We start from the raw sequence: 18150 nt of genomic DNA on the forward strand, positions 1-18150 counted from the left end.
TGCCATGCGCATCCGCATCCTCGCCCTCGCCGCCGCCGGCACCCTCACCCTGGGCGGCGGTCTCCTGTTCGCCAGCCTCGACAAGGAAACCCGCGGCCTCCTGGCGTCGCTCCCCACGGACCGCGACGTGCTGCTCTGGAAGCAGGACCAGCGCACTGCCGCCTTCCGCGCGATGGATCGCCTGCCGATCCTCGCCAAGGCCGCGCACATCTCGCCCTCGCCGACACCGCTCGCGCTGCCGATGGGTGAGCCGCTGGAGATTCCCGGCATCGATGCGTTCATGGCCGACCAGCGCAGCGCCGGCATCGTCATCCTGCAGGACGGCAAGGTCCGCTTCGAGCGCTACGGCCTCGACTTCGACGCCGAGGGCCGCTGGACCAGCTTCTCGGTCGCGAAGAGCTTCACGTCCACGCTCGTCGGCGCGGCCATCCAGGACGGCTTCATCACGAGCCTCGACGATACCGTGAGCCGTTACATCCCCGACCTTCGCGGCTCGGCCTACGACGCCGTCACCATCCGCCAACTGCTCACCATGAGCTCGGGCGTGCGGTGGAACGAGGACTACGAGGATCCCAACGCCGACGTCGCGCAGTTCAACAAGGAGAAGCCCGAGGGCGGCATGGACGCCACGGTGAGCTACATGCGCCGCTTGCCGCGCGCGCATCCGGCGGGCACGGTGTGGCAGTACAATACCGGCGAGACGAATCTCATCGGCGTGCTCGTGTCGTCGGCCACCGGCAAGTCGTTGAGCGAGTACCTGCAAGAGAAGATCTGGCATCCCGCCGGCATGGAAGCCGAGGCCACTTGGCTGCTCGGCGGTTCGGGGCACGAGATCGCCGGCTGCTGCATCCAGGCCGCGACGCGCGACTTCGCGCGCATGGGACTGCTCGTGCTCGCCAACGGCAGGGTGGGTGACCGGCAACTCGTGCCGGAGACGTGGTTCGCCGAGGCGACCACCAAGCGGATGGAGATCGGGGAGCCAGGCCGCGGGTACGGCTACCAGTGGTGGACGTACGACGACGGTGCCGTCGCCGCGCGCGGCATCTTCGGGCAGGGCATCTTCATCGACCCCGCGCGGCGCTTGGTCATCGCCATGAACGCCAACTGGCCGCGGGCGACGATCGGGCCGCAGGCGCCGGCGCGTGAAGCGTTCTACCAACAGGTGCGGGCGCTAATCGACGCGGAAGGCGGGTCCCGCCAACCGGCGCCGTAGCATGCGCGCGCTCTTGGTGGCGCTGCTCCTCAGCGTCGTCGCTCTGCCGGCCGCTGCGCAGCGCAGCGGCGCGCGCAAGGCCGTCTTCATCATCCTCGACGGCATCCCAGCCGACGTGATCGAGCGCGTGGAGACTCCGGCGCTCGACGCCATCGCCGCCGCGGGCGGCTACGCGCGCGCCTGGGTCGGCGGCGAACTCGGTGGCCCCACGCAGACGCCGACGATCTCGGCCCCCGGGTACATGAGCCTCATCACCGGCACCTGGGCCAACAAGCACAACGTGTGGAACAACAGTCGGCAGAATCCAAACTATGCCTACTGGAACCTGTTTCGCATCGTCGAGACCGTCGAGCCCGCGCGTCGGACGGCGCTATTCTCGACATGGACGGACAATCGCACGGTGCTCATCGGCATCGGCAAGCCACAGGCGGGCGCCTTCCAACTCGATCACGTGGCGGACGGTTACGAGTTGGACACCATCGCGTATCCGCATGACCGCCGGTCACAGTACATCCGCGCCATCGATGCGCGCGTGACCGACGAGACGGCCGCGCACATCGCCGGTGTGGGGCCGGATCTCTCGTGGGTCTACCTGCAGTACACAGACGACGCCGCGCATGCGAACGGCGACCGCGAGGCATCGGACGCGGCGGTGCGCGAGGCGGACGCGCATGTAGGGCGCATCTGGGCCGCGGTGCAGCGGCGGCAGGCGCTCGGCGAACAGTGGATGATCGTCGTGACGACCGACCACGGCCGCGACGCCGCGACGGGCAAGGGGCATGGGGGGCAGAGCGAGCGCGAGCGCCGAACGTGGATCGTGACGAATCAGCCGGAGCTGACGGAGCGGTTCACGAGCGGAGCGGCGGCGGTGGTGGACATTGCGCCGTCGATCCTGCAGTTCATGGGTGTCGCGGTGCCGGCGGATGTGGCGGCGCGGATGGATGGGGTGTCGTTCCTTGCTTCGCTGCTCAGGACACCGGAAGAGTAATCTCGACCGCCACGGTATCCGGCACGCTGTTGGGCGGCGCCACGCGAGCGCGCACGAACACGCTGTCCCCCACACTCGGCTCACCCGGCGCGAGCGGGACCTGATTCGCGCGGATCCACAGCGACACGCTATCGCTCTCGCCCCGGCTGTACCGGGTGAGACGCAGCGCAAAGCGGCCGTCGGCGCCCGTGCGGTCGTAGGGCGTGTTGAACTGCGAACCGTCAAGGCTTGGCCGCGGACCGACGCTCACGTTGACCAGCGGCGCTCCATCGCTCCCGAGCACGCGCCCGATGATGACCGTGCAGCCGAAGTTGCCGAACCCGGACGTCGCCTGCACGCAGCGCGTGGTGTCCACGGGCTCCGTGGGTGCGCAGGCCAGCAACATGGTGAAGGCGGTCCAACGCAGCAGTCGCATGTGGACTCCGGTGCGAGTGGTCCTCGAATGCTATAAGTTGGCGTCGGGCGTACGCAACCGCTTCCCGGAGCGCGCAGTGACGACGACCATCCTCGTGCACGGCTGGAGCGACACCGGCCGCTCGTTCAAGGCCATGAAGGCCTTCCTGTCGAAGCGCGGCATCGCGGACGTCGAGGACATTTATTTCGGCGAGTACGAGTCTCGCGAAGACGCGCTCACCTTCGACGACATCGTGGACGGCTTTCACGAGCGCATGATGGAGCGCGGGTTCATCGGTGCCGATGGCCGGGCCAAGCAGTCCGTCAACGTCGTCGTGCACTCCACGGGCGGCCTGGTGCTGCGGCACTGGATCTGGCGCTACTATCTCCGCGACGCGCGCATCGGCGACTGCCCCGTGAAGCGGCTCGTCATGCTGGCCCCCGCCAACTTCGGCTCGCCCTTGGCGCATCGCGGCAAGTCGTTCTTCGGTGCGCTCGCCAAGGGCCGCAAGGAACTCGGCAACTTCCTCGAGACCGGTCGCACGCTGCTCGACGGGCTCGAACTCGCGAGTCCATATCAGTGGCGGCTCGCCGAGCGCGACACGCTGGGGCAGGGCAGCCACTTCACGCCGACGGGCATCCAGCTGACGATCCTCACGGGCGTCGAGCCCTACGGCGACCTTCGGCGCATGGTCTCCAAGCCGGGTACCGACGGGACCATCGTGATCGCCGGCGCGCCGCTGAATTCCATCTTGCTCCGCGTCACGCCCACACGATACGCGGGCGATGACCCCTCGACGCCGCCGTACCGATGGAGCGGCCACACGTCGACGCACGACTTCGCGTTCGGGGTGCTCCCCGGACTGGACCACGGGTCGATCGTCTCGTCGTTCGATGCGACGGGCAAGCAGACGTCACTGGTCAGCGGACTCGTGCTCAAGGCCTTGCAGACCAAGTCCGCGCGGGAGTTCGCGGCGCTCAAGGCCGAGGTCGCCCAGGTCACGGCGGACACGTATCGCGCGACGGGGTACCCGCAGTACCAGCAGTTCCTCGTGCGCGTGCGGGACGATCACGACGTGCCGGTGCGCGACTTCACGCTTGCCTTCGGCCTCGCGAAGGTCTCGCGGCTGCAGGGAGCCGGCTGGCGCAGCGGGTCGGGGGAGACGGCGAAGGAGCGCACGTACGGCGCGCGCGTACAGGAGGAGATGGTACGCGAAGCGCACGCCAACCGCAGCGATGCGGCGTATCGACGCTTCCTCGTCAATCCTGCCGCGGTGCAGCGGCTGATCGCCGACGCGTCGACGGACATCGGCGAGGATGTGGCGCTGACCATGCGGGTCTACGTGCCGCCGGTGGATGGAGGCATCCGCTACGCGAACGAGCAGTTGCAGGCGGTGGCGCTGGCGTACTCCAATCCGAAGGCCACGGCCGGGGCGCCGACGCTGTTGTATCCGAACACGACGACCCTGGTCGATATCGGGGTGGACCGGAAGACCGACTACGTGTGGATCGAGCGGACGGTGCGGACGCGCTGACGTCCTACTCGGCGCGCAGCGTCAAGCCGGGGTCGACCTCCGCCGCGCGGCGAGATGGAATCCAAGTCGCCAGCGCCGCGACGGTCAGCAGCAGTGCCGCGACCACAGCGCCGACCGCCAGCGGCAGCGTCGCCGACATGCGCATCTCGCCCTGCGCGATCAGCACCTGCAGCGCGGCCAGCGTGATGGGAAGCCCGATCGCCAACGCGATCATCGCCGACTTCATGCCAGACGCGAGGAACATGCGCGCGACCTGCAGGGGCTCGGCGCCTACCGCGATCCGCACCCCGATCTCGCGGGTGCGCTGCCGCACCGACAGCGCGATCACGCCGTAGAGCCCGAGTGATGCGAGCAGCAGCGCAAGCACGGCGCCGAGGGCTGCTCCGAGCGAGAGCCGCTGCGTGAACTGGCGCTCGTCTGCATCGCGCTGCTCAAGGGTCCGGATGGCAGAGATCGGCAACTGCGGCGCTTCAGCCATCACGAAGCGCTGAAGCGCCGGGAGGTACGCCTCCGCCGGCCCGCGCGTGCGGACCAGCACTTGGTTCGTGGACCACGCCATGCCGTGCGCCGTGTAGATCCGGAACGGTCCTTTCCCCGCCACCTGGCTGCCCGCCGGCGGCATGTCCGGCACGGTCACGCGGGAATCGTACACCCCGACGACGGTCATCAAGAGCTGCTCTTCACTCGCGCCGCTGGCCGGTGGCAGCGCAGTGCGCTGCCCGATCGGATTGGCGTCGCCGTACAGCGCCTGTGCGAGATCGACGCCGATCACGACGGGAAGGTCGGTCGAGTTGCTGTCGGCCAGCAAGACGTCACGCCCGAGCACGATCGGCACATCGAGCAGGTCGAACCACCCCGGTGCGGCGCCCGTGAGATGCATGTTCCCGCGGACCTCGAACTCCTGTGCGGCCGGCACGACCGCGCGGACCTCCGGACGCGCGGCGATCCGCGGGATGAGCTGCGTCACCTGGAGGGGACCGAGTTCGACCAGCGCTGGATCGCCGCTAGGGTTGAACGTCGCCTCGATGACCTCGCGGCTCGTCTCGACGGCCATCGGGCGATGGTTGGCGCGCACGGTGTGCAGCATGACGAGCAGGCCCACCAGCAGCGGCTGCGAGAGCGCGATTTGTGCGACGACCAGGGCCCGCTGGAGTCGCGAGCGTCGCGTGGCGCCGTGCCCAGAGTCGCGGAGCGCACCCGCCAGCCCGCGCGTCGCGTGCAGCGCGGGCGAGAGGCCGAATAGGATGCCCGTCGCCATCGCGAGCACAAAGACGAACGCGAAGGTCTGCAGGTCGGGGGAGAGGTCTGCCCCGATCACCACGCGCGCGCTGACGAACGAGAGGAGCCAGAACGCCCCGATTGCGCCGGCCGCCGCGCCCACCAGCGAGGCGATCGTCGACTCGGTGGCGAGTTGTCGGATGATGCGCTGGCGCGTGGCGCCAAGGGCGAGGCGCACGGCAATCTCTTGGCGTCGCGAGACCGCAGCCGCGACCATGAGCGCGCTGACGTTCATCCAGCCGACCAGCAGGATGAGCAGGCCAAGGGCCGCGAGCAGCGAGATGACGAGCAGCAGCTCCTCGCCTTCGTCCCATGGTGGCACGGCGCCGAGGTGTCGCACGTCCGCCCTCCGCGCCATGCCGACCCGGTCCGCCGAGTCGGGGAGCGTGATCGTCGCGACCTGCTCGGCCACGGCAGCGGCCTGCGCGAAGCTCGCGCCCGGTGCGAGTCGCGCCAGCACGCGCAGGGCAGGGTCGTCGTCGAACCAGCGGGCCGGCGCCGCGGTGAGGGTGCTGCGCGCGCTGAGCGGGATGAAGAGCATCGGCTCCACGTCGTCGCGCATCGCACCGCGAAAGCGGCGCGGCGCGATGCCGACGATCTCCACGGGCACCTTATTGACGAGCAGCCGCCGTCCCAGCGCCGCCTCGGGCGATCCGAACATCCGTTCCGCGTGGATCGCGGCCATCACGGCGCTCAGGTCGGCGCTGCCGTCGTCGCGCTGGAACAGGTCACGCCCACCGATGAGGGGGACGCCCAGCGTCGTGAAGAAGTTCGGGGCGACGAAGGTGATGGGGACGTTCTGCGCGCCGGCGCTGTCTCCGGCGGCGACGATCGCGTCGTCCTCGATCCACGCCGTGACGGAGGCAAACACCTCGCGGCGCGCGGAGAGTTGGTCGAGCTGCGTCCCCGTGAGATCCGTCAGCTTCCACGCGGCGGTCCTTGTGGGCCGTTCCTGGATCCAGACGAGGGCGTGTGCGGGGTCCTGCGGGACCTGCGGCGCCGGCCGCAGGAACATGGCCTGAAAGAACGAGAAGATCAGGGTATTGGCGCCGGTGGCGAGGGCGATGACCGCAAGCGTGATCGCGGTCGTGGCCTTGTGGCGCGAGAGATAGCGTAGGGCGAACCGCATGTCGCTGCCGAGCGACTGCAGCAGCGCGGCGGGGGGCGTCGGCATATGGGGCAGACGTATGCGCGGCCTGTTGGGTTTCAGCCGGACGGCGGGCTGCAGGACGGCTCAGGCGTCGGTCAGCAGGGCATCGAGAAAGCGCCACTCGAGGAGGCCGAGGCCTCCGACATACGCGCCCTCGAGGAGCAGGAGGCCGAGACCGTACGCAGAGGCCTGCGCGGCGAGGACGGCGCTGGCGATGACGCAGAACACCGCCCAGGCCAGGTTGGCGCCGATGAGGAGCTGCAGGAGCGCTCGGGGGCGGACGGCGCGTCGGGCGAGCGACAGCGAGAACGCACCATACGCGAGATTCGCGGCGCCCAGCGCGATGACGAAGCTCTCCGGCATCGCGTAGAGCCTGCTGAGCCACGGGGAGAGCGCGAGGACCAGGACGCCGACCGCCAAGCCGCCCAAGCAGTCGATCCAGAGCAGGGAACTCGCCTTGCGCAGGTAGGGAATCTGTCGGTGTGTGGACGTCATTGCGCGCGACTCACTGCAACGCGGAGCCGTCAAACGGAACCGTGATGCTCAAGCTGAGCGGTATGGCATGCTGTCGAAAGACGAAACAGCTCGGCGCGGATTCGCCGTCGGCCGGCGGTATGCAGGTGCGGCGCGTGCTGTGGCCGTAGAGGGCGTATAGGGGCGCTTCGACTTGGATGCGGAGACGCCCCCCAGCCTGGTCGAAGAACGAGACGCCACTGAACAGCGATGAGGCCGGCGTCAGCACTTCGAACCTCCAGTTCGGCACGGCAAGGCGGTGCGGCAGCTCTTCGAGGACGATATGGCTGAAGGCGTCGGCCAGTTCCGCCGCGGTGCTGGCCGAGGCGATGGGGCAGCGAAAGAAGACAGTCACCCGCGTATTCGCAGTTTGCACGTTCAGCGCCACGAATCCTGACGGTGGATTGGCCGAACAGGGCTGTGACCAGCTCGTGCGCCGCGGCGCTTGGGTCCCCGACGTCACCACGCTCCAGGAGAGCGGGTTGGCAGCTGTCCAGTCCTCGACGGCGGCCAGCGCCATGCGATACTCGTCGTCCGGAGAGACGGGGTCGCTGCAGCTGGCGATGAGCAACGCCATCGAGCAAGCGATGAGGCGCCGAGCAAGAACGGTGACTGTCCGGCTGGATCGCATGCGCAACAATACCTTCGCGGTATGCGCCGTCGTCACGTGAGAACGACCCAGCACCAAGAGTCCGCAATCAGCTAGAGCTCGTGGCCACGCTTCGCGAGTCGGTACTTGAAGCCACCGTACATGCCCGGGACCGGGAACCATAAGGCGCCATCTGCTGTGGACGTCCCACCACTGCACCCACACCGTGTTGATCGGCAGCGATCGTCGTTCGCCTGGCGCCTGCCGCGGTCGAGGTTACTCGGAGGACTCGCGGACGGTGATGAGCTTGAACATGCCGAGATGCATGTGCGCGGGCGCCGCCTCGGCGTCACGGAAGTTGCACACGAGCAGATACCGCTCGCCGGCCTGCAAGTTGATGAGGAGCTGGCCGGGCGTAGTGACGCCGGGTTCGGCCGTGAGGATTCCGCTGGGCTGGTCGCGGAGCGCACTCCAGGAACTGTCAGCGCGATCGAGGCGGAGGATTTCCTGAATATCGGCATTCGGCCGCAGGCGCACGACGATGACTTCGTGCGCGACCTTGCCACCGTTCGCGAGGCCGAAGGCGGTGGCTCCAGCCGGGAGACTGTCGGGCGCAGTGAAGGCATACTCGTTAGCCTGCACGACGACGGGGTTTGGGGCCTTTGCCGTCGTGCACGCGGACACCGTGAGCGTCGTAACGGCGACAAGGAGGGAGAGCACGCGTCTGGGTGTCATCGTAGGAGGAAGCGGCGATTTGTGTTGCTCAGGTGAATGTGTGCTTCTGCTGCAGCCTTCCCAGGTAAGAAGGGTTGGGCGGTGCGTTCGCAACCAACCCTAGGCCATCACGGACGCCCCGCGAAGCTCACCTACGACCTGCGGCACTCGGCGGCACGCGTCGTCAGGCCGCCGCGGCCACCAGTGCCACGCGCCCCTTGTCCCGCGCGCCGTCCGGATGATTGAGGAAGGACTCGTGCACGACCCGAAATCCGGACGACGTGAGCAGTGCGGTCACCTGCGCCGGCGGCAACGAATCGTAGAAGAATGTGTGCCCGAACATCACATCGGTAAATGCGGGATGCTCGGACCCGCCGACGGTGAGGGCGAAGCGCCCGCCGAGGGGTAGCGTCGCGCGCACCCGCCGAATGATGTGTGCGTGCTGCTCGCGGGGGACGTGAAAGAGGGAGTCCCACGCGACGACCGCGGCGACGTGGCTGATGGCCGGGAAGTCCTCTAGGGTGCCGAGTAGCCACCGGTGTGCCGGGAGGGCCTGCCGTGCGCGGGCCAGCATCGCAGGCGACTGATCGACGCCAACAATCCGGAATCCTGCGTCCGCGAAGTAGGCGGCAATGGGCTGGCCCGTGCCGCACCCGAGGTCGAGCACCGTGGAACCGGGCGGAAGATCTTCGACGAGCATAGGCAACACCGCGGCCTCACCCGGCGAGAGTGCCACCCGGTGTCGCGCCCACTGCTCGGCGATTGCGTTGTACGACTCGAGGTTCATGTCGGCCTCACGTCCAAGCTAAGCTGCACAGCGGCCCACGGCAGCCGGCGACGTCGAATGCCTTAGCGGCGCGGCGGCCAAACCACCGGGAGCTTCGTCTGCTCGGAGAGCATCCGCACGTACTCGGCCATCGGTGGCAAGCCGACGCTCGCACGCCGCCCGTCAATCCCGGTGCGGTGCGGGCGCCTCACGGTACTTCCTGTACTTCCCCAGTAGCATGCCGAGCCCAACCACCAGCGGGAACACGAATCGCTGCACCAGCGGCGGAACGTCGAGCATCGTGTACTCGTTTCGGTATGGCCGCATCAGTAACGCGGCATCGAAGAGGCCTGGCCGCCCCCCGCCGCGCCGCCGCGAGGACTCGAAGATCTCCGTTCGACATGTGTCTGTTGTGAGAATGCATCACCGCGCTCATGGGCAGCAAGCGTCGTGAAATCGCATCTATCGGCGAAGCGAGTCGGGCAGCGCCACGCGATAGACTTCGGAAGTGGTTGCAGAGCTAAGATACAGCCAGCCCGCGCGCCGCGCGGGGGCGATGCGCCAAACATCCTTTGCACCAGCGATGACATAGTTGCCCTTCAGCGCGCCAAGCTGGTCCAGGACGAGTACCCGTGCGTCGAGATCCGGCGGATTGCGCAGCAATACCCAGACAAGTGCGTCGTCGAACCGGATGTCCGCGAAGAACGACAGCTGATGGAAGCGCAGGGTGCCTGCAGCCTCCCGATTGCGAGTCCGGTAGTCCTCGAGAATCGGCGTTGAGAGGGAATCGGGCAGGCGGAAGGTCGCGACGACGCTGCCATCCCGGTGGTACGCGGCCACTTCCGGAATCGCGCCGAACGCGAGCCAGAAGACGGAGTCCGGAGACATCGCGGCAAGCACGTCATTGCCGTAGTAGTCGGGAACCTCAAGCCGTTCCGCCTGCGCGCGGAACGCGTCGAGATTGTACTGGCGCGTGAAGGGCACGCGCGGTCGGCCGGTGCGATGGGACAGCGTCCCGTTGGGGGCGAGCACGCGGAGGAGCGTGCTGTCGGCGCCGGCGGTCGGCAGCAGCATCCCGCCGTCCGGATTGAAGGCGAAGCGCCCGAGATGCGCGCCGATGGGGGCGGGCCGCGACTCCAACACGGTGCCATCCACAAGGAAGCGCTCGACGCGACCGTTGCCGGCGTTGAGCGTCACGAGCGTGTCGCCGCTCAGCCGCAGGCCCAGCGGCTGCTCGAGCTCGCCTGGACCTTTGCCGGGTCCGCCAATGCGCCGCACTCTGGCTCCTGACGAGGAGTCAATGACGACGATGGCGGACGGCGTGTACTCCAAGACCGCAAGCTCACCGGACGGTAGCAGCACGATGTCCGCGGGACGGAAGAAGGCGCCATCATCGGCGGATGCGAGCGTGTCCGCGATCAGCGAGTGCGGTGTACGCTCGATCACGGGGACTTCGGCCGCGCAACCCACGATGCCGCAGACGCACAGGACTCGAAGCGCTCGCTGCAGCTGTGTCACGTACCATGTCCTCGCGCTCAGCTGCACGCGGCTTGGGCGCGAGGTGTTGGTGGTGGAGCGCTCGGGGCCACCGACGCTGCCCATGCTCAGAAGAACAGACGGAGTCGGATACCGGAGGCAGCAGTGCCGATCTCGGAACCCGTGGCCACCGGATCGGGGCCACCCAGCGGGGCTGAACTCTCACGCCGCAGCGCCAGCAGTTCCACGCCGATGTTCCCGCCAACGCTTACTCGTTGGGTGGGAAACCACTCCAAGCCGAGGCCGGCAGTGGCGCCAATCCGCTGAGTGGCGAGTGACGATCCCCCAAAGTCACTCTTCGTCCATTCCGCCTTCATGCCGACCAGCAGATACGGGGCAACGCTGCCATCGGTGGCGCCCAGGTATCGCTTGATCGCGGGCCGCATGACGAACATGCGAGTGCCCGTTCCGTCGATGTCGGACAGTCGCCCACCACCGTCAAGGATCAAGTCCGTTCGGGTGCCGACACGAAGGCCAACGCCGATCAACAAGCTCGACCCCATCTCGGTCACGATGGAGCGGTCTGCTCTGCCGTCAACGCTCGGCGTGGCCTGGGCTTGTGCCATCGGTGCGGCAACCAGACTTGCAAGCCCAGCTGCGAAAGCCAGTGGTCCGAGACGCGCGAAGCGCATATGAGGCCTCATCGTGGGGGTGGAATCTCCGGTGCGGCAAAACGTGTGCTGCTGCTTTGAACGCTTCAATAGAACCTTGGGGTGGGGCGGTCGCCAGACCGCGCCGTCCCCGCTCGCCCTAGGGCGAGCGCCCCACCCCCGCTACCGCTCCGCGCTTATTGGCAGCAAGCGGCGTTATGCCGTGCGCGCGCGATCTCACGGGCGCTGCCTCCGCGCCTCGCGCTCGCGCCGCTCAGCTCTCTCGCGCACCTCACGGAGCATGGCTTGGTGCTGGCGGGTGCGGGGGTCGGCGTCGCGCAGCGATTGGACCGTGACCGGAAGCGGGATGGTGAAGCGGCCTAGGTGGAGGCGTCCCGGCGTGAGGCCGAAGCGCGCGTCTCCGCTCCCGATGGTCCAATCACTGGCGCCATCCGCGGCGCGCTCACGCGCGAGGGCTTCGGTGAACGCGCGGGCGAGGTGATCACGCAGAGGCTGGAGCGAATCCGATTCGCTGATCGGAGGCACCCCGAGCCGAGCATCGCGCGACGGCATGAAGGGGTTGTCGAATAGGCTGTAGGGCCGCTCAGCAGCGGGCGCGGGCGCAGCGGTCGCGGTTCCGGAGGGCGCGGCATCGGCGTCGAGTACGCCCGTCGTGCTCGAATCAACCGCGGGCGCACGAGCGGTCCCGCCTCGCGCATCGCCAGCAGTCGTTGGGTCGCCAAGTCCTGAGTCGCGAGGGCGCTCGATGGGGATGTAGATAAGTCGTCGAGTGGTCTCCGCCGCGCGAGGGCTGCGTACGGGCTGGATTGGAGCGGGCGATGGCTGCCAGAGGACGAGGACAGCCAACGTCGCCTGTACGAGGAGCGCGACGGCTCCGGCGACGAGCGAGGGCAGGCGGTGGCGCCGGTGGGGACGGAGCGCGCGGAACCTCATCCCCTATTCGTACCGCGGCGCCCGGCAGACGGTTGCCTGCGCTACGAGGATGCCCCACAACTGTATCCGCACCGCATTCATCGGCGGCAAGCGTCGTTATGCTGCGCGCATTCACATACTAAGTGCACAGCTTATCGCACGCCCAGATGTGGGTGAGGTGACCTGGGGCAGGCTAGGCTTCAGTTCTCCTCCAAGAGAAAGGACGCCATGACCTACACCCAGATCACCCACGAAGAAAGGTACGCCATTTCCGCGCTGCGGAAGCTGGGGTACTCCAGCGCGGCGATTGCGCGCGAGCTCGGACGCGCCCCGAGCACCATCAGTCGCGAGGTGCGTCGCAATGCGTGGCGCACGCTTGGCCGCACGTACTGGGTCGACCGCGCGCAGTCCTATACGAACGAGCGCCGGCGCACGTCGCGCCGGAATACGCAGTTCACGGCGGACGAATGGGCCTTCGTCGAATACTGGATCCGCCAGGACTGGAGCCCGGAGCAGATCGTGGGCTTCCACGCGCGCTTCGGCATCCGCACGCCGAGCCACGAGTCGATCTATCGGTACATCCACGCCGATCGCGAGCGCGGCGGGACGTTGTACACCCACCTGCGCGTGATGACGAAGAACCTGCGGAAGCGCTACGGCACCTACGACAGCCGCGGACGCCTCGCGGGGAAGCGGCACATCTCGACGCGGCCGCCGGGCGCGGAGCATCGCTCGCGCTTCGGACACTGGGAGGGCGACACGGTGATGGGAAGCACGACGGACACCGCATGCATCCTGACGCTCGTCGAGCGGAAGTCCGGCTTCATCGCGATCGGGCAGCTCGACTCGCGCCAGGCGCCGGAGACGAACGCCCGCCTCCGTCAGCTCATCCTGGCGCAACCGCGGCCGGTGCGGACCATCACGCTCGACAACGGGACCGAGTTCCACTCCTACGAGAAGCTCGAGGCGGTCGTCGACGCCAAGTGCTACTTCGCCACGCCGCATCACTCGTGGGAGCGTGGCAGCAACGAGAATGCCAACGGATTGATCCGGCAGTACCTGCCGAAGCGACGTTCGATGAGGGGGCTCACGCAGCGCGACTGCCAGCGCATTGCGGACAAGCTCAACCGTCGACCACGCAAGCGACTCGGCTTCAGAACGCCGGCGGAAGTCTATGCGGCCTAACCCTCACCGGTGCACTTCAAAGTTGACTCTACACAGCGCAGGACACGAACTCAGCCGACGCCCTCTCGGCGCAAACGGACGAAGGAGCGCGAACAGATGAACGCCATACTGCTGAACCCTACAAAGGCCGACGCTGCATCGTGCCAGTGATACAGATCAAGCGGACCGACGCGGACGAGCAAGAGATAGGCAAACGCGAGGTTGGCCAGCGCCCACGCAACGTTCACGCGCGGCGACGACATCCCTCGAAACGGCGGAGACGCGAAAGGGCTCTGCAATGGCTTGCCAGCAATGCCGGCCGTGAGATGAGGCAGCGCGTTCGCGACGAACGCTGCGCCGAAGAAGTGCGCGATGTAAATCGACCACGGCATCGCAAGTTCCGTTCTTGTGGTTGCGCAAGACGACGCCAGTAGCGTCTGATGAATTCAAGCAATCAATGCAACAGCTTCGTCGAAGACTTCCGCGGGAGTGCGGAAGTCGAGCGTCTTGCGAGGCCGCCCATTGAGCTGAGCGGCGACGGCATCGAGCTGCCGCTGCGTAACGTTGGCGAGACTCGCGCCCGTGGGGAAGTACTGCCGTAAGAGGCCGTTCGTGTTCTCGTTGGTGCCGCGCTGCCACGGACTGTACGGATCGCAGAAGTAGACCTGCACGCCGGTGGCGACGGTGAAGCGCTGGTGGTGCGCGAGTTCCTTGCCGCGATCCCACGTGAGCGAGCGCGTGACGTGCAGCGGCAGGCGCCGCATCTGGCGGATGAGCGCGGGCACCACGCGGCTCGGCTCCTTGCTGGCGACCTTCACCAGGATGGCGAAGCGCGACGTGCGCTCGACGAGCGTGGCGATGTGCGTGTTGTCGCCGCCGGCGAGGAGGTCGCCCTCCCAGTGGCCGGGGACCGCGCGGTCCTCCACCTCGGCCGGGCGCGCACTGATGGAGATGGCGTCGACGATCTGCCCGCGGCCTTGGCCCTTGCGCGTGGACGCGCGCGAGCGCCGCACGACGCGTCCCGTGCGCAGGTGCTTCAGCAGTTCCTTCTTCAGCACGCCGCGCGCCTGGACGTACAGCGAGCGGTAGATCGTCTCGTGCGACACGTGCAGCTCCGGCTCGTGCGGGTAGGTGTTGCGGAGCCACGCGCTGATCTGTTCCGGTGACCAGCGCCGCTTGAGCTTCGCTGCAATGAGATAGCGCAGTCGCGGCCGGGACGCGAGGCGGCAGGCCTTCGGCCGGCGCGCGGACTTCCACGCGACCGCGTCGGCCCGGACGGCCCGATACTTCGTCGGGCCCCCATGACGTGCGACCTCACGACTGATGGTCGATGCCGCACGGCCCAAGGCGCGGCCGATCGCTCGGTAGGATTCGCCGGCGGCGAGCCCGCGCGAGATGCGCTCTCGTTCGTCGAGCGAGAGCGCCAACGCGGAGCGCGCACGCAGGCGTGGCGAGATGCCCCCTTGCTTGCGAATCACGCCGTGGAGGGCGCCGGGATCCTTGGCGAGGTCACGGGCGATCTCGCGGACCGAGTCGCCGGCGCGATAGCGCGCCCAGAGTTCAGCGCGCTGCTGCCACGTGTAGCCGTGCGGGCTGGGGATGAACATCGCAACTACCTCCATATAGAAGGAACTATGGAAGGTGTTGCATCGACCCTCTGAATCCAGTCTGCATAACGTGTGCTTCTGCTGCAGACACTCCATAAAATGCGACCGCGAAGCGGGCGCTACAATAGCGTGGCTGTCAGCCAGCAAGCTTCGTTATGCCGGCCCTGTCCCGCGCGCTATTCGCCAGGCATCGGAGTAGCCACCAGCACCGCGGTTACCACCAGCACGAGCACTCCCGCCGCGAGCTCCACGAGTGAAGAGCGTCGAAGCGCCGTACTACCTGATGACTGCCCCAGCGACGGAAGCACACGCCGCCAATTGTATGCGCCCGTCCCAGCAACAACGACGAGAAGCGCAAGCTTAAGCAGAAGCGTGCGCCCGTACACGCTTTGCCAAAGCGCGGCCGCACTACCGAGGTTGACCCATGCAGTCGCGAGACCCGTGACCGCAAGCAGCGAGGCAAAGATGAGAGCCGTGGGACTGAACGCACGCACAAGTGCGGCGACTCGCGCATCTGCGCTGCTTGCGTGCTCTGTGCTCACTCGACCCGCAGCAGGGACCGCTACGAACGTCAGCAGCGCCAGGCTCCCGAGCCATCCACCGGCGCCGACCACATGGACAAACTGCGTCGCAATCGCCAGCATCGGCTGCGCCGCAGCTGCTGGATGGCCAGACCACGGTTGCGCCACAGTGAATGCGAACACTGCGCCAGCGAGTGCCGCCCAACTGGCAATGGTGTTCCCTCGTAGTCGAGGTGCGATCCAAGTCACTGTGAGGGCACTGACTAGCGCCACCCACCACGTGCGTCCCCAACCCGCGCGAAACAGGAGTGCGGAGAGCGACTCGCCCGACGGTGCAACGTCACCACCGAACACCGCAGCGTGCTGCGCGCCGAGTCTCGCCAACGTTGCGAGCAGTGCCACCAACCCGAGTGCGTCGATCCACCGCGGAAGCGTGGAGTCGATGGCATCCCGCAACTCCCGAGCATCCGGCCCTGCATAACGACGCAATACCACGAATCGCAATGCGAGCGTGCCCAGTAGCAGAACCGTGCAGGCGGACAGTACCGCCCGAATTGCCACGAAGGCCGGAGACTCGACCCCGAAGACGCTCTCCATCATCGAGCGGTCAGCTCACGATGCGAGGATGGCGGCGCTGCGGAGCGTGCCGCGAGGACCTCGAACGTGAACGTGCCACGCACTGGATGGCCGTCATCACCCGTGACTTGCCACCGCACCGTGTAACGACCTGGCGCGAGAGCTCCCACAATGTTCGCGATCACGGTCTTGTCATCGTCCTGGGCGAACTGAAGCGGATCCAAGCGGATGGCCATCTCGCCGTGGTGCAACGTTACGCGGGTGAGCGAGAGATCAAGTGATTCATTAAACGTGAGCGCAACTTCGCGTGGCGCTTCTGCGGAGCGACTGTCGGCGGCTGGCGTCGACTTGAGCAGGCGAGGATGGGCGCTCGCGGCGCTCAGCGGGATGGCGAGGGCAAGTACAGCGATGAAGGCAAGCGAACGAAGGGAATTGCGCATAGGGGAGCAGGAGTGGGTGAAGGCGCTTTACTCTGTGTAAAATATTACTGTCGGCTGGCCGCGCCGCAAGGGGCACAGCCCTTCGTCGCCTTCCGGTGCAGGCATTACGGCGCTGAGCGACGCGCGGCCTCGTGCGGGCATCCATCGCCCCCAAACGACCAGCCGCGGCAGAAGAGATGCGTGAGTGGGTTCGCCTCCGGATGGTCGCAATGCGCTGGCCCGTGGGCTGCGTGCTGGCCCGGGTCGCTGAGTGGATGCAACACCATCACGCCGGAACTCCAAGCAAGGAGCAATGCCACCGATGCCGCAATGAGCGAACGCGTGGACGTGTGTGATACCACCAGTGCATCCTCGCCGGCAAGACGCCGAATGCGGCGCGGCAACAAATCGGCGCGCTGAAATCCCACTGTCGCGGCAACGGGAGTCGATGCCCCCCCGCCGAGCTTGAGCACAGCTGAGGCGAGCGGCAACGCGAGGCACAGCGCCACTTCATCGTCAGCCGTGATCTCCACCTCGTCCTCCAAGTCAGCGGCGACTCGGCGAAGGACGGGAAGCCAAAACAGCAACGAGGCCAGCGAGCGAAGTGCGAACAGACGCAGCGGATCGCGTCGCCGCAGGTGCACGGCTTCGTGCGCGAGCACGGCGGTGAGCTCGTCAGGTGTAAGTCGCTCGCTGAGGTCGGTCGCAACGACGACCCGTGGCCGAACCCAACCCGTCGTAAAGGCAGGCATCGGTAGTCCACGCACGGCCCACACTTGCTCGATGCGAAGTCCTGCCGCGAGCGCGGCACGTCCCATCGCAGAGTCTGGGCTCACGCGCGCTTGTGGAAGGTCGCGCATGACGCGTCCGTGTCGCCACAGCACCCGCCCCCGCTCCAATACAACGAACACGACGCCCGCGTAGAGCAGCCAATGCGCAATGTCGTGCACGGGCTCAAGAAATTGGTGCAACGCGACCAAGCACAGCATCGCGAGATGATGTTGCTCGGCCGAGAGCCACGGTACCGCGCCGAGCACGTGATGTCCGACGACTGGCGTGACGCCGAGGAGCAGCAGGGCGACAATTGCGAAGAGCAAGAGGCGCCGGCGTCGCTCCTCCCGGCGTATGACAGGGGGGCGGACGCCGGCGCTCGCCGACGCCATCGCGTTAACCGTCCTGCTCGCGAAGCTTGCGACGAATCAGGCGTGCGAGTTCGGCTAGCTGCTCGGGATCGCGTTCGGCGAGCACGTCGACGATCGACGCCGTCACCGCTTCGGCACCGAGCGAGAGGATACCCTCCACCGCCCGCCGCGAAGCTTGCGAGACAAACTCCGGCTCGTCCACGCGCGCCGTGAAATGCAGCAACCCATCCACGCGCCCGCGCGACAGAAACCCCTTGCGCACGAGGCGATTGAGCACCGTCGTACTCGTCAGGGGTGAAACAGGATGCTCAGCCCGCAGACGGTCGTGAATCTCTCGCGCACTCAGTGGCCGCGCGGCGTCCCAGCACAGTCGCATCAGTCGGGATTCGAGCTCACCTAAGACGGTGCCAACCCCGCTCCCTGAGAGATTCATCGTCTCCGGGAGCCGGGGTGACTTGGGAGAAAGGATACGACGCTTGCGAGGTGACATACTCTGACTCTAGGGGCGAGAGGGTCGGTGCGG

The 18150-nt window shown here is 67.3% G+C and carries 20 protein-coding genes; 4 read left to right on the forward strand and 16 right to left on the reverse strand.

Annotated elements, in window-relative coordinates:
• The first annotated feature begins 4 nt into the window (after positions 1-4).
• Positions 5-1213 carry a serine hydrolase domain-containing protein gene (locus Strain318_RS05780; protein ID WP_367887568.1) on the forward strand — a complete coding sequence of 403 codons (1209 nt, stop codon included), beginning with the start codon at positions 5-7 and terminating at the stop codon, positions 1211-1213.
• A 1-nt stretch (position 1214) separates the two neighbouring features.
• Positions 1215-2201: an alkaline phosphatase family protein gene (locus Strain318_RS05785; RefSeq protein ID WP_367887569.1), complete on the forward strand. Its 987-nt coding sequence runs from the start codon at positions 1215-1217 to the stop codon at positions 2199-2201.
• Here the strand turns inward: Strain318_RS05785 and Strain318_RS05790 are convergent.
• Complete coding sequence (locus Strain318_RS05790; RefSeq protein ID WP_367887570.1) at positions 2182-2616, reverse strand: hypothetical protein; 435 nt, start codon at positions 2614-2616, stop codon at positions 2182-2184. The two genes, Strain318_RS05785 and Strain318_RS05790, sit on opposite strands and share 20 nt — an antisense overlap.
• 76 nt (positions 2617-2692) lie before the next feature.
• Between Strain318_RS05790 and Strain318_RS05795 the strand changes: the two genes are divergently transcribed.
• Positions 2693-4129 carry an esterase/lipase family protein gene (locus tag Strain318_RS05795; protein ID WP_367887571.1) on the forward strand — a complete coding sequence of 479 codons (1437 nt, stop codon included), beginning with the start codon at positions 2693-2695 and terminating at the stop codon, positions 4127-4129.
• Between the two features lie 4 nt (positions 4130-4133).
• Here Strain318_RS05795 and Strain318_RS05800 read toward each other — a convergent pair whose 3' ends face one another.
• The 9 genes from Strain318_RS05800 to Strain318_RS05840 form a co-directional block, all read right to left on the reverse strand.
• Positions 4134-6581, reverse strand: a complete 2448-nt coding sequence (locus Strain318_RS05800; protein ID WP_367887572.1) for an ABC transporter permease — start codon at positions 6579-6581, stop codon at positions 4134-4136.
• A 60-nt stretch (positions 6582-6641) separates the two neighbouring features.
• Complete coding sequence (locus Strain318_RS05805) at positions 6642-7052, reverse strand: hypothetical protein (RefSeq protein ID WP_367887573.1); 411 nt, start codon at positions 7050-7052, stop codon at positions 6642-6644.
• A 10-nt stretch (positions 7053-7062) separates the two neighbouring features.
• Positions 7063-7647, reverse strand: a complete 585-nt coding sequence (locus Strain318_RS05810; RefSeq protein ID WP_367887574.1) for a hypothetical protein — start codon at positions 7645-7647, stop codon at positions 7063-7065.
• Between the two features lie 288 nt (positions 7648-7935).
• On the reverse strand, positions 7936-8379 hold the full coding sequence (locus Strain318_RS05815) for a hypothetical protein (protein ID WP_367887575.1): 444 nt from the start codon (positions 8377-8379) through the stop codon (positions 7936-7938).
• A 178-nt stretch (positions 8380-8557) separates the two neighbouring features.
• Entirely contained in the window at positions 8558-9160 is a 603-nt protein-coding gene (locus Strain318_RS05820) for a class I SAM-dependent methyltransferase (RefSeq protein ID WP_367887576.1), read from the reverse strand.
• Positions 9161-9322: 162 nt separating this feature from the next.
• On the reverse strand, positions 9323-9466 hold the full coding sequence (locus Strain318_RS05825) for a hypothetical protein (protein WP_367887577.1): 144 nt from the start codon (positions 9464-9466) through the stop codon (positions 9323-9325).
• A gap of 135 nt (positions 9467-9601) precedes the next feature.
• Entirely contained in the window at positions 9602-10741 is a 1140-nt protein-coding gene (locus Strain318_RS05830; protein WP_367887578.1) for an NHL repeat-containing protein, read from the reverse strand.
• A 2-nt stretch (positions 10742-10743) separates the two neighbouring features.
• The gene (locus Strain318_RS05835; RefSeq protein WP_367887579.1) at positions 10744-11307 is read right to left on the reverse strand and encodes a hypothetical protein; all 564 of its coding nucleotides are present in this window, start codon (positions 11305-11307) and stop codon (positions 10744-10746) included.
• Positions 11308-11502: 195 nt separating this feature from the next.
• A complete protein-coding gene (locus Strain318_RS05840; protein ID WP_367887580.1) occupies positions 11503-11838 on the reverse strand; it encodes a hypothetical protein in 336 nt (111 codons plus the stop codon).
• 588 nt (positions 11839-12426) lie between these two features.
• Between Strain318_RS05840 and Strain318_RS05845 the strand changes: the two genes are divergently transcribed.
• Positions 12427-13383: an IS30 family transposase gene (locus Strain318_RS05845; RefSeq protein WP_367887581.1), complete on the forward strand. Its 957-nt coding sequence runs from the start codon at positions 12427-12429 to the stop codon at positions 13381-13383.
• Positions 13384-13433: 50 nt separating this feature from the next.
• Here the strand turns inward: Strain318_RS05845 and Strain318_RS05850 are convergent, their stop codons facing one another.
• The 6 genes from Strain318_RS05850 to Strain318_RS05875 form a co-directional block, all read right to left on the reverse strand.
• Complete coding sequence (locus tag Strain318_RS05850; protein ID WP_367887582.1) at positions 13434-13754, reverse strand: hypothetical protein; 321 nt, start codon at positions 13752-13754, stop codon at positions 13434-13436.
• Positions 13755-13808: 54 nt separating this feature from the next.
• The gene (locus Strain318_RS05855; protein WP_437436316.1) at positions 13809-14969 is read right to left on the reverse strand and encodes an IS30 family transposase; all 1161 of its coding nucleotides are present in this window, start codon (positions 14967-14969) and stop codon (positions 13809-13811) included.
• 176 nt (positions 14970-15145) lie between these two features.
• On the reverse strand, positions 15146-16090 hold the full coding sequence (locus Strain318_RS05860; RefSeq protein WP_367887584.1) for a CopD family protein: 945 nt from the start codon (positions 16088-16090) through the stop codon (positions 15146-15148).
• Positions 16087-16506: a copper resistance CopC family protein gene (locus Strain318_RS05865; protein WP_367887585.1), complete on the reverse strand. Its 420-nt coding sequence runs from the start codon at positions 16504-16506 to the stop codon at positions 16087-16089. Before Strain318_RS05865 ends, Strain318_RS05860 begins: the two co-directional genes overlap by 4 nt.
• A gap of 104 nt (positions 16507-16610) precedes the next feature.
• Positions 16611-17582 (reverse strand): M56 family metallopeptidase, encoded by a 972-nt coding sequence (locus tag Strain318_RS05870; protein ID WP_367887586.1) that lies wholly within the window; start codon positions 17580-17582, stop codon positions 16611-16613.
• A 70-nt stretch (positions 17583-17652) separates the two neighbouring features.
• A complete protein-coding gene (locus Strain318_RS05875) occupies positions 17653-18117 on the reverse strand; it encodes a BlaI/MecI/CopY family transcriptional regulator (protein WP_367887587.1) in 465 nt (154 codons plus the stop codon).
• Positions 18118-18150: the final 33 nt, after the last annotated feature.

This window comes from Pseudogemmatithrix spongiicola, assembly GCF_030623445.1.
Taxonomy (GTDB): Bacteria; Gemmatimonadota; Gemmatimonadetes; order Gemmatimonadales; family Gemmatimonadaceae; genus Pseudogemmatithrix; species Pseudogemmatithrix spongiicola.

Coding starts and splice junctions, on each gene's coding strand:
- Strain318_RS05820 (WP_367887576.1), bottom strand. CDS start 9,160: ATGAACCTCGAGTCGTACAACGCAATCGCCGAGCAGTGGGCGCGACAC.
- Strain318_RS05830 (WP_367887578.1), bottom strand. CDS start 10,741: ATGGGCAGCGTCGGTGGCCCCGAGCGCTCCACCACCAACACCTCGCGC.
- Strain318_RS05840 (WP_367887580.1), bottom strand. CDS start 11,838: ATGCCGTCGCGCGATGCTCGGCTCGGGGTGCCTCCGATCAGCGAATCG.
- Strain318_RS05875 (WP_367887587.1), bottom strand. CDS start 18,117: ATGTCACCTCGCAAGCGTCGTATCCTTTCTCCCAAGTCACCCCGGCTC.
- Strain318_RS05790 (WP_367887570.1), bottom strand. CDS start 2,616: ATGCGACTGCTGCGTTGGACCGCCTTCACCATGTTGCTGGCCTGCGCA.
- Strain318_RS05835 (WP_367887579.1), bottom strand. CDS start 11,307: ATGCGCTTCGCGCGTCTCGGACCACTGGCTTTCGCAGCTGGGCTTGCA.
- Strain318_RS05810 (WP_367887574.1), bottom strand. CDS start 7,647: ATGGCGTTGCTCATCGCCAGCTGCAGCGACCCCGTCTCTCCGGACGAC.
- Strain318_RS05805 (WP_367887573.1), bottom strand. CDS start 7,052: ATGACGTCCACACACCGACAGATTCCCTACCTGCGCAAGGCGAGTTCC.
- Strain318_RS05780 (WP_367887568.1), top strand. CDS start 5: ATGCGCATCCGCATCCTCGCCCTCGCCGCCGCCGGCACCCTCACCCTG.
- Strain318_RS05800 (WP_367887572.1), bottom strand. CDS start 6,581: ATGCCGACGCCCCCCGCCGCGCTGCTGCAGTCGCTCGGCAGCGACATG.
- Strain318_RS05845 (WP_367887581.1), top strand. CDS start 12,427: ATGACCTACACCCAGATCACCCACGAAGAAAGGTACGCCATTTCCGCG.
- Strain318_RS05865 (WP_367887585.1), bottom strand. CDS start 16,506: ATGCGCAATTCCCTTCGTTCGCTTGCCTTCATCGCTGTACTTGCCCTC.
- Strain318_RS05850 (WP_367887582.1), bottom strand. CDS start 13,754: ATGCCGTGGTCGATTTACATCGCGCACTTCTTCGGCGCAGCGTTCGTC.
- Strain318_RS05825 (WP_367887577.1), bottom strand. CDS start 9,466: ATGCGGCCATACCGAAACGAGTACACGATGCTCGACGTTCCGCCGCTG.
- Strain318_RS05855 (WP_437436316.1), bottom strand. CDS start 14,969: ATGTTCATCCCCAGCCCGCACGGCTACACGTGGCAGCAGCGCGCTGAA.
- Strain318_RS05785 (WP_367887569.1), top strand. CDS start 1,215: ATGCGCGCGCTCTTGGTGGCGCTGCTCCTCAGCGTCGTCGCTCTGCCG.
- Strain318_RS05860 (WP_367887584.1), bottom strand. CDS start 16,090: ATGATGGAGAGCGTCTTCGGGGTCGAGTCTCCGGCCTTCGTGGCAATT.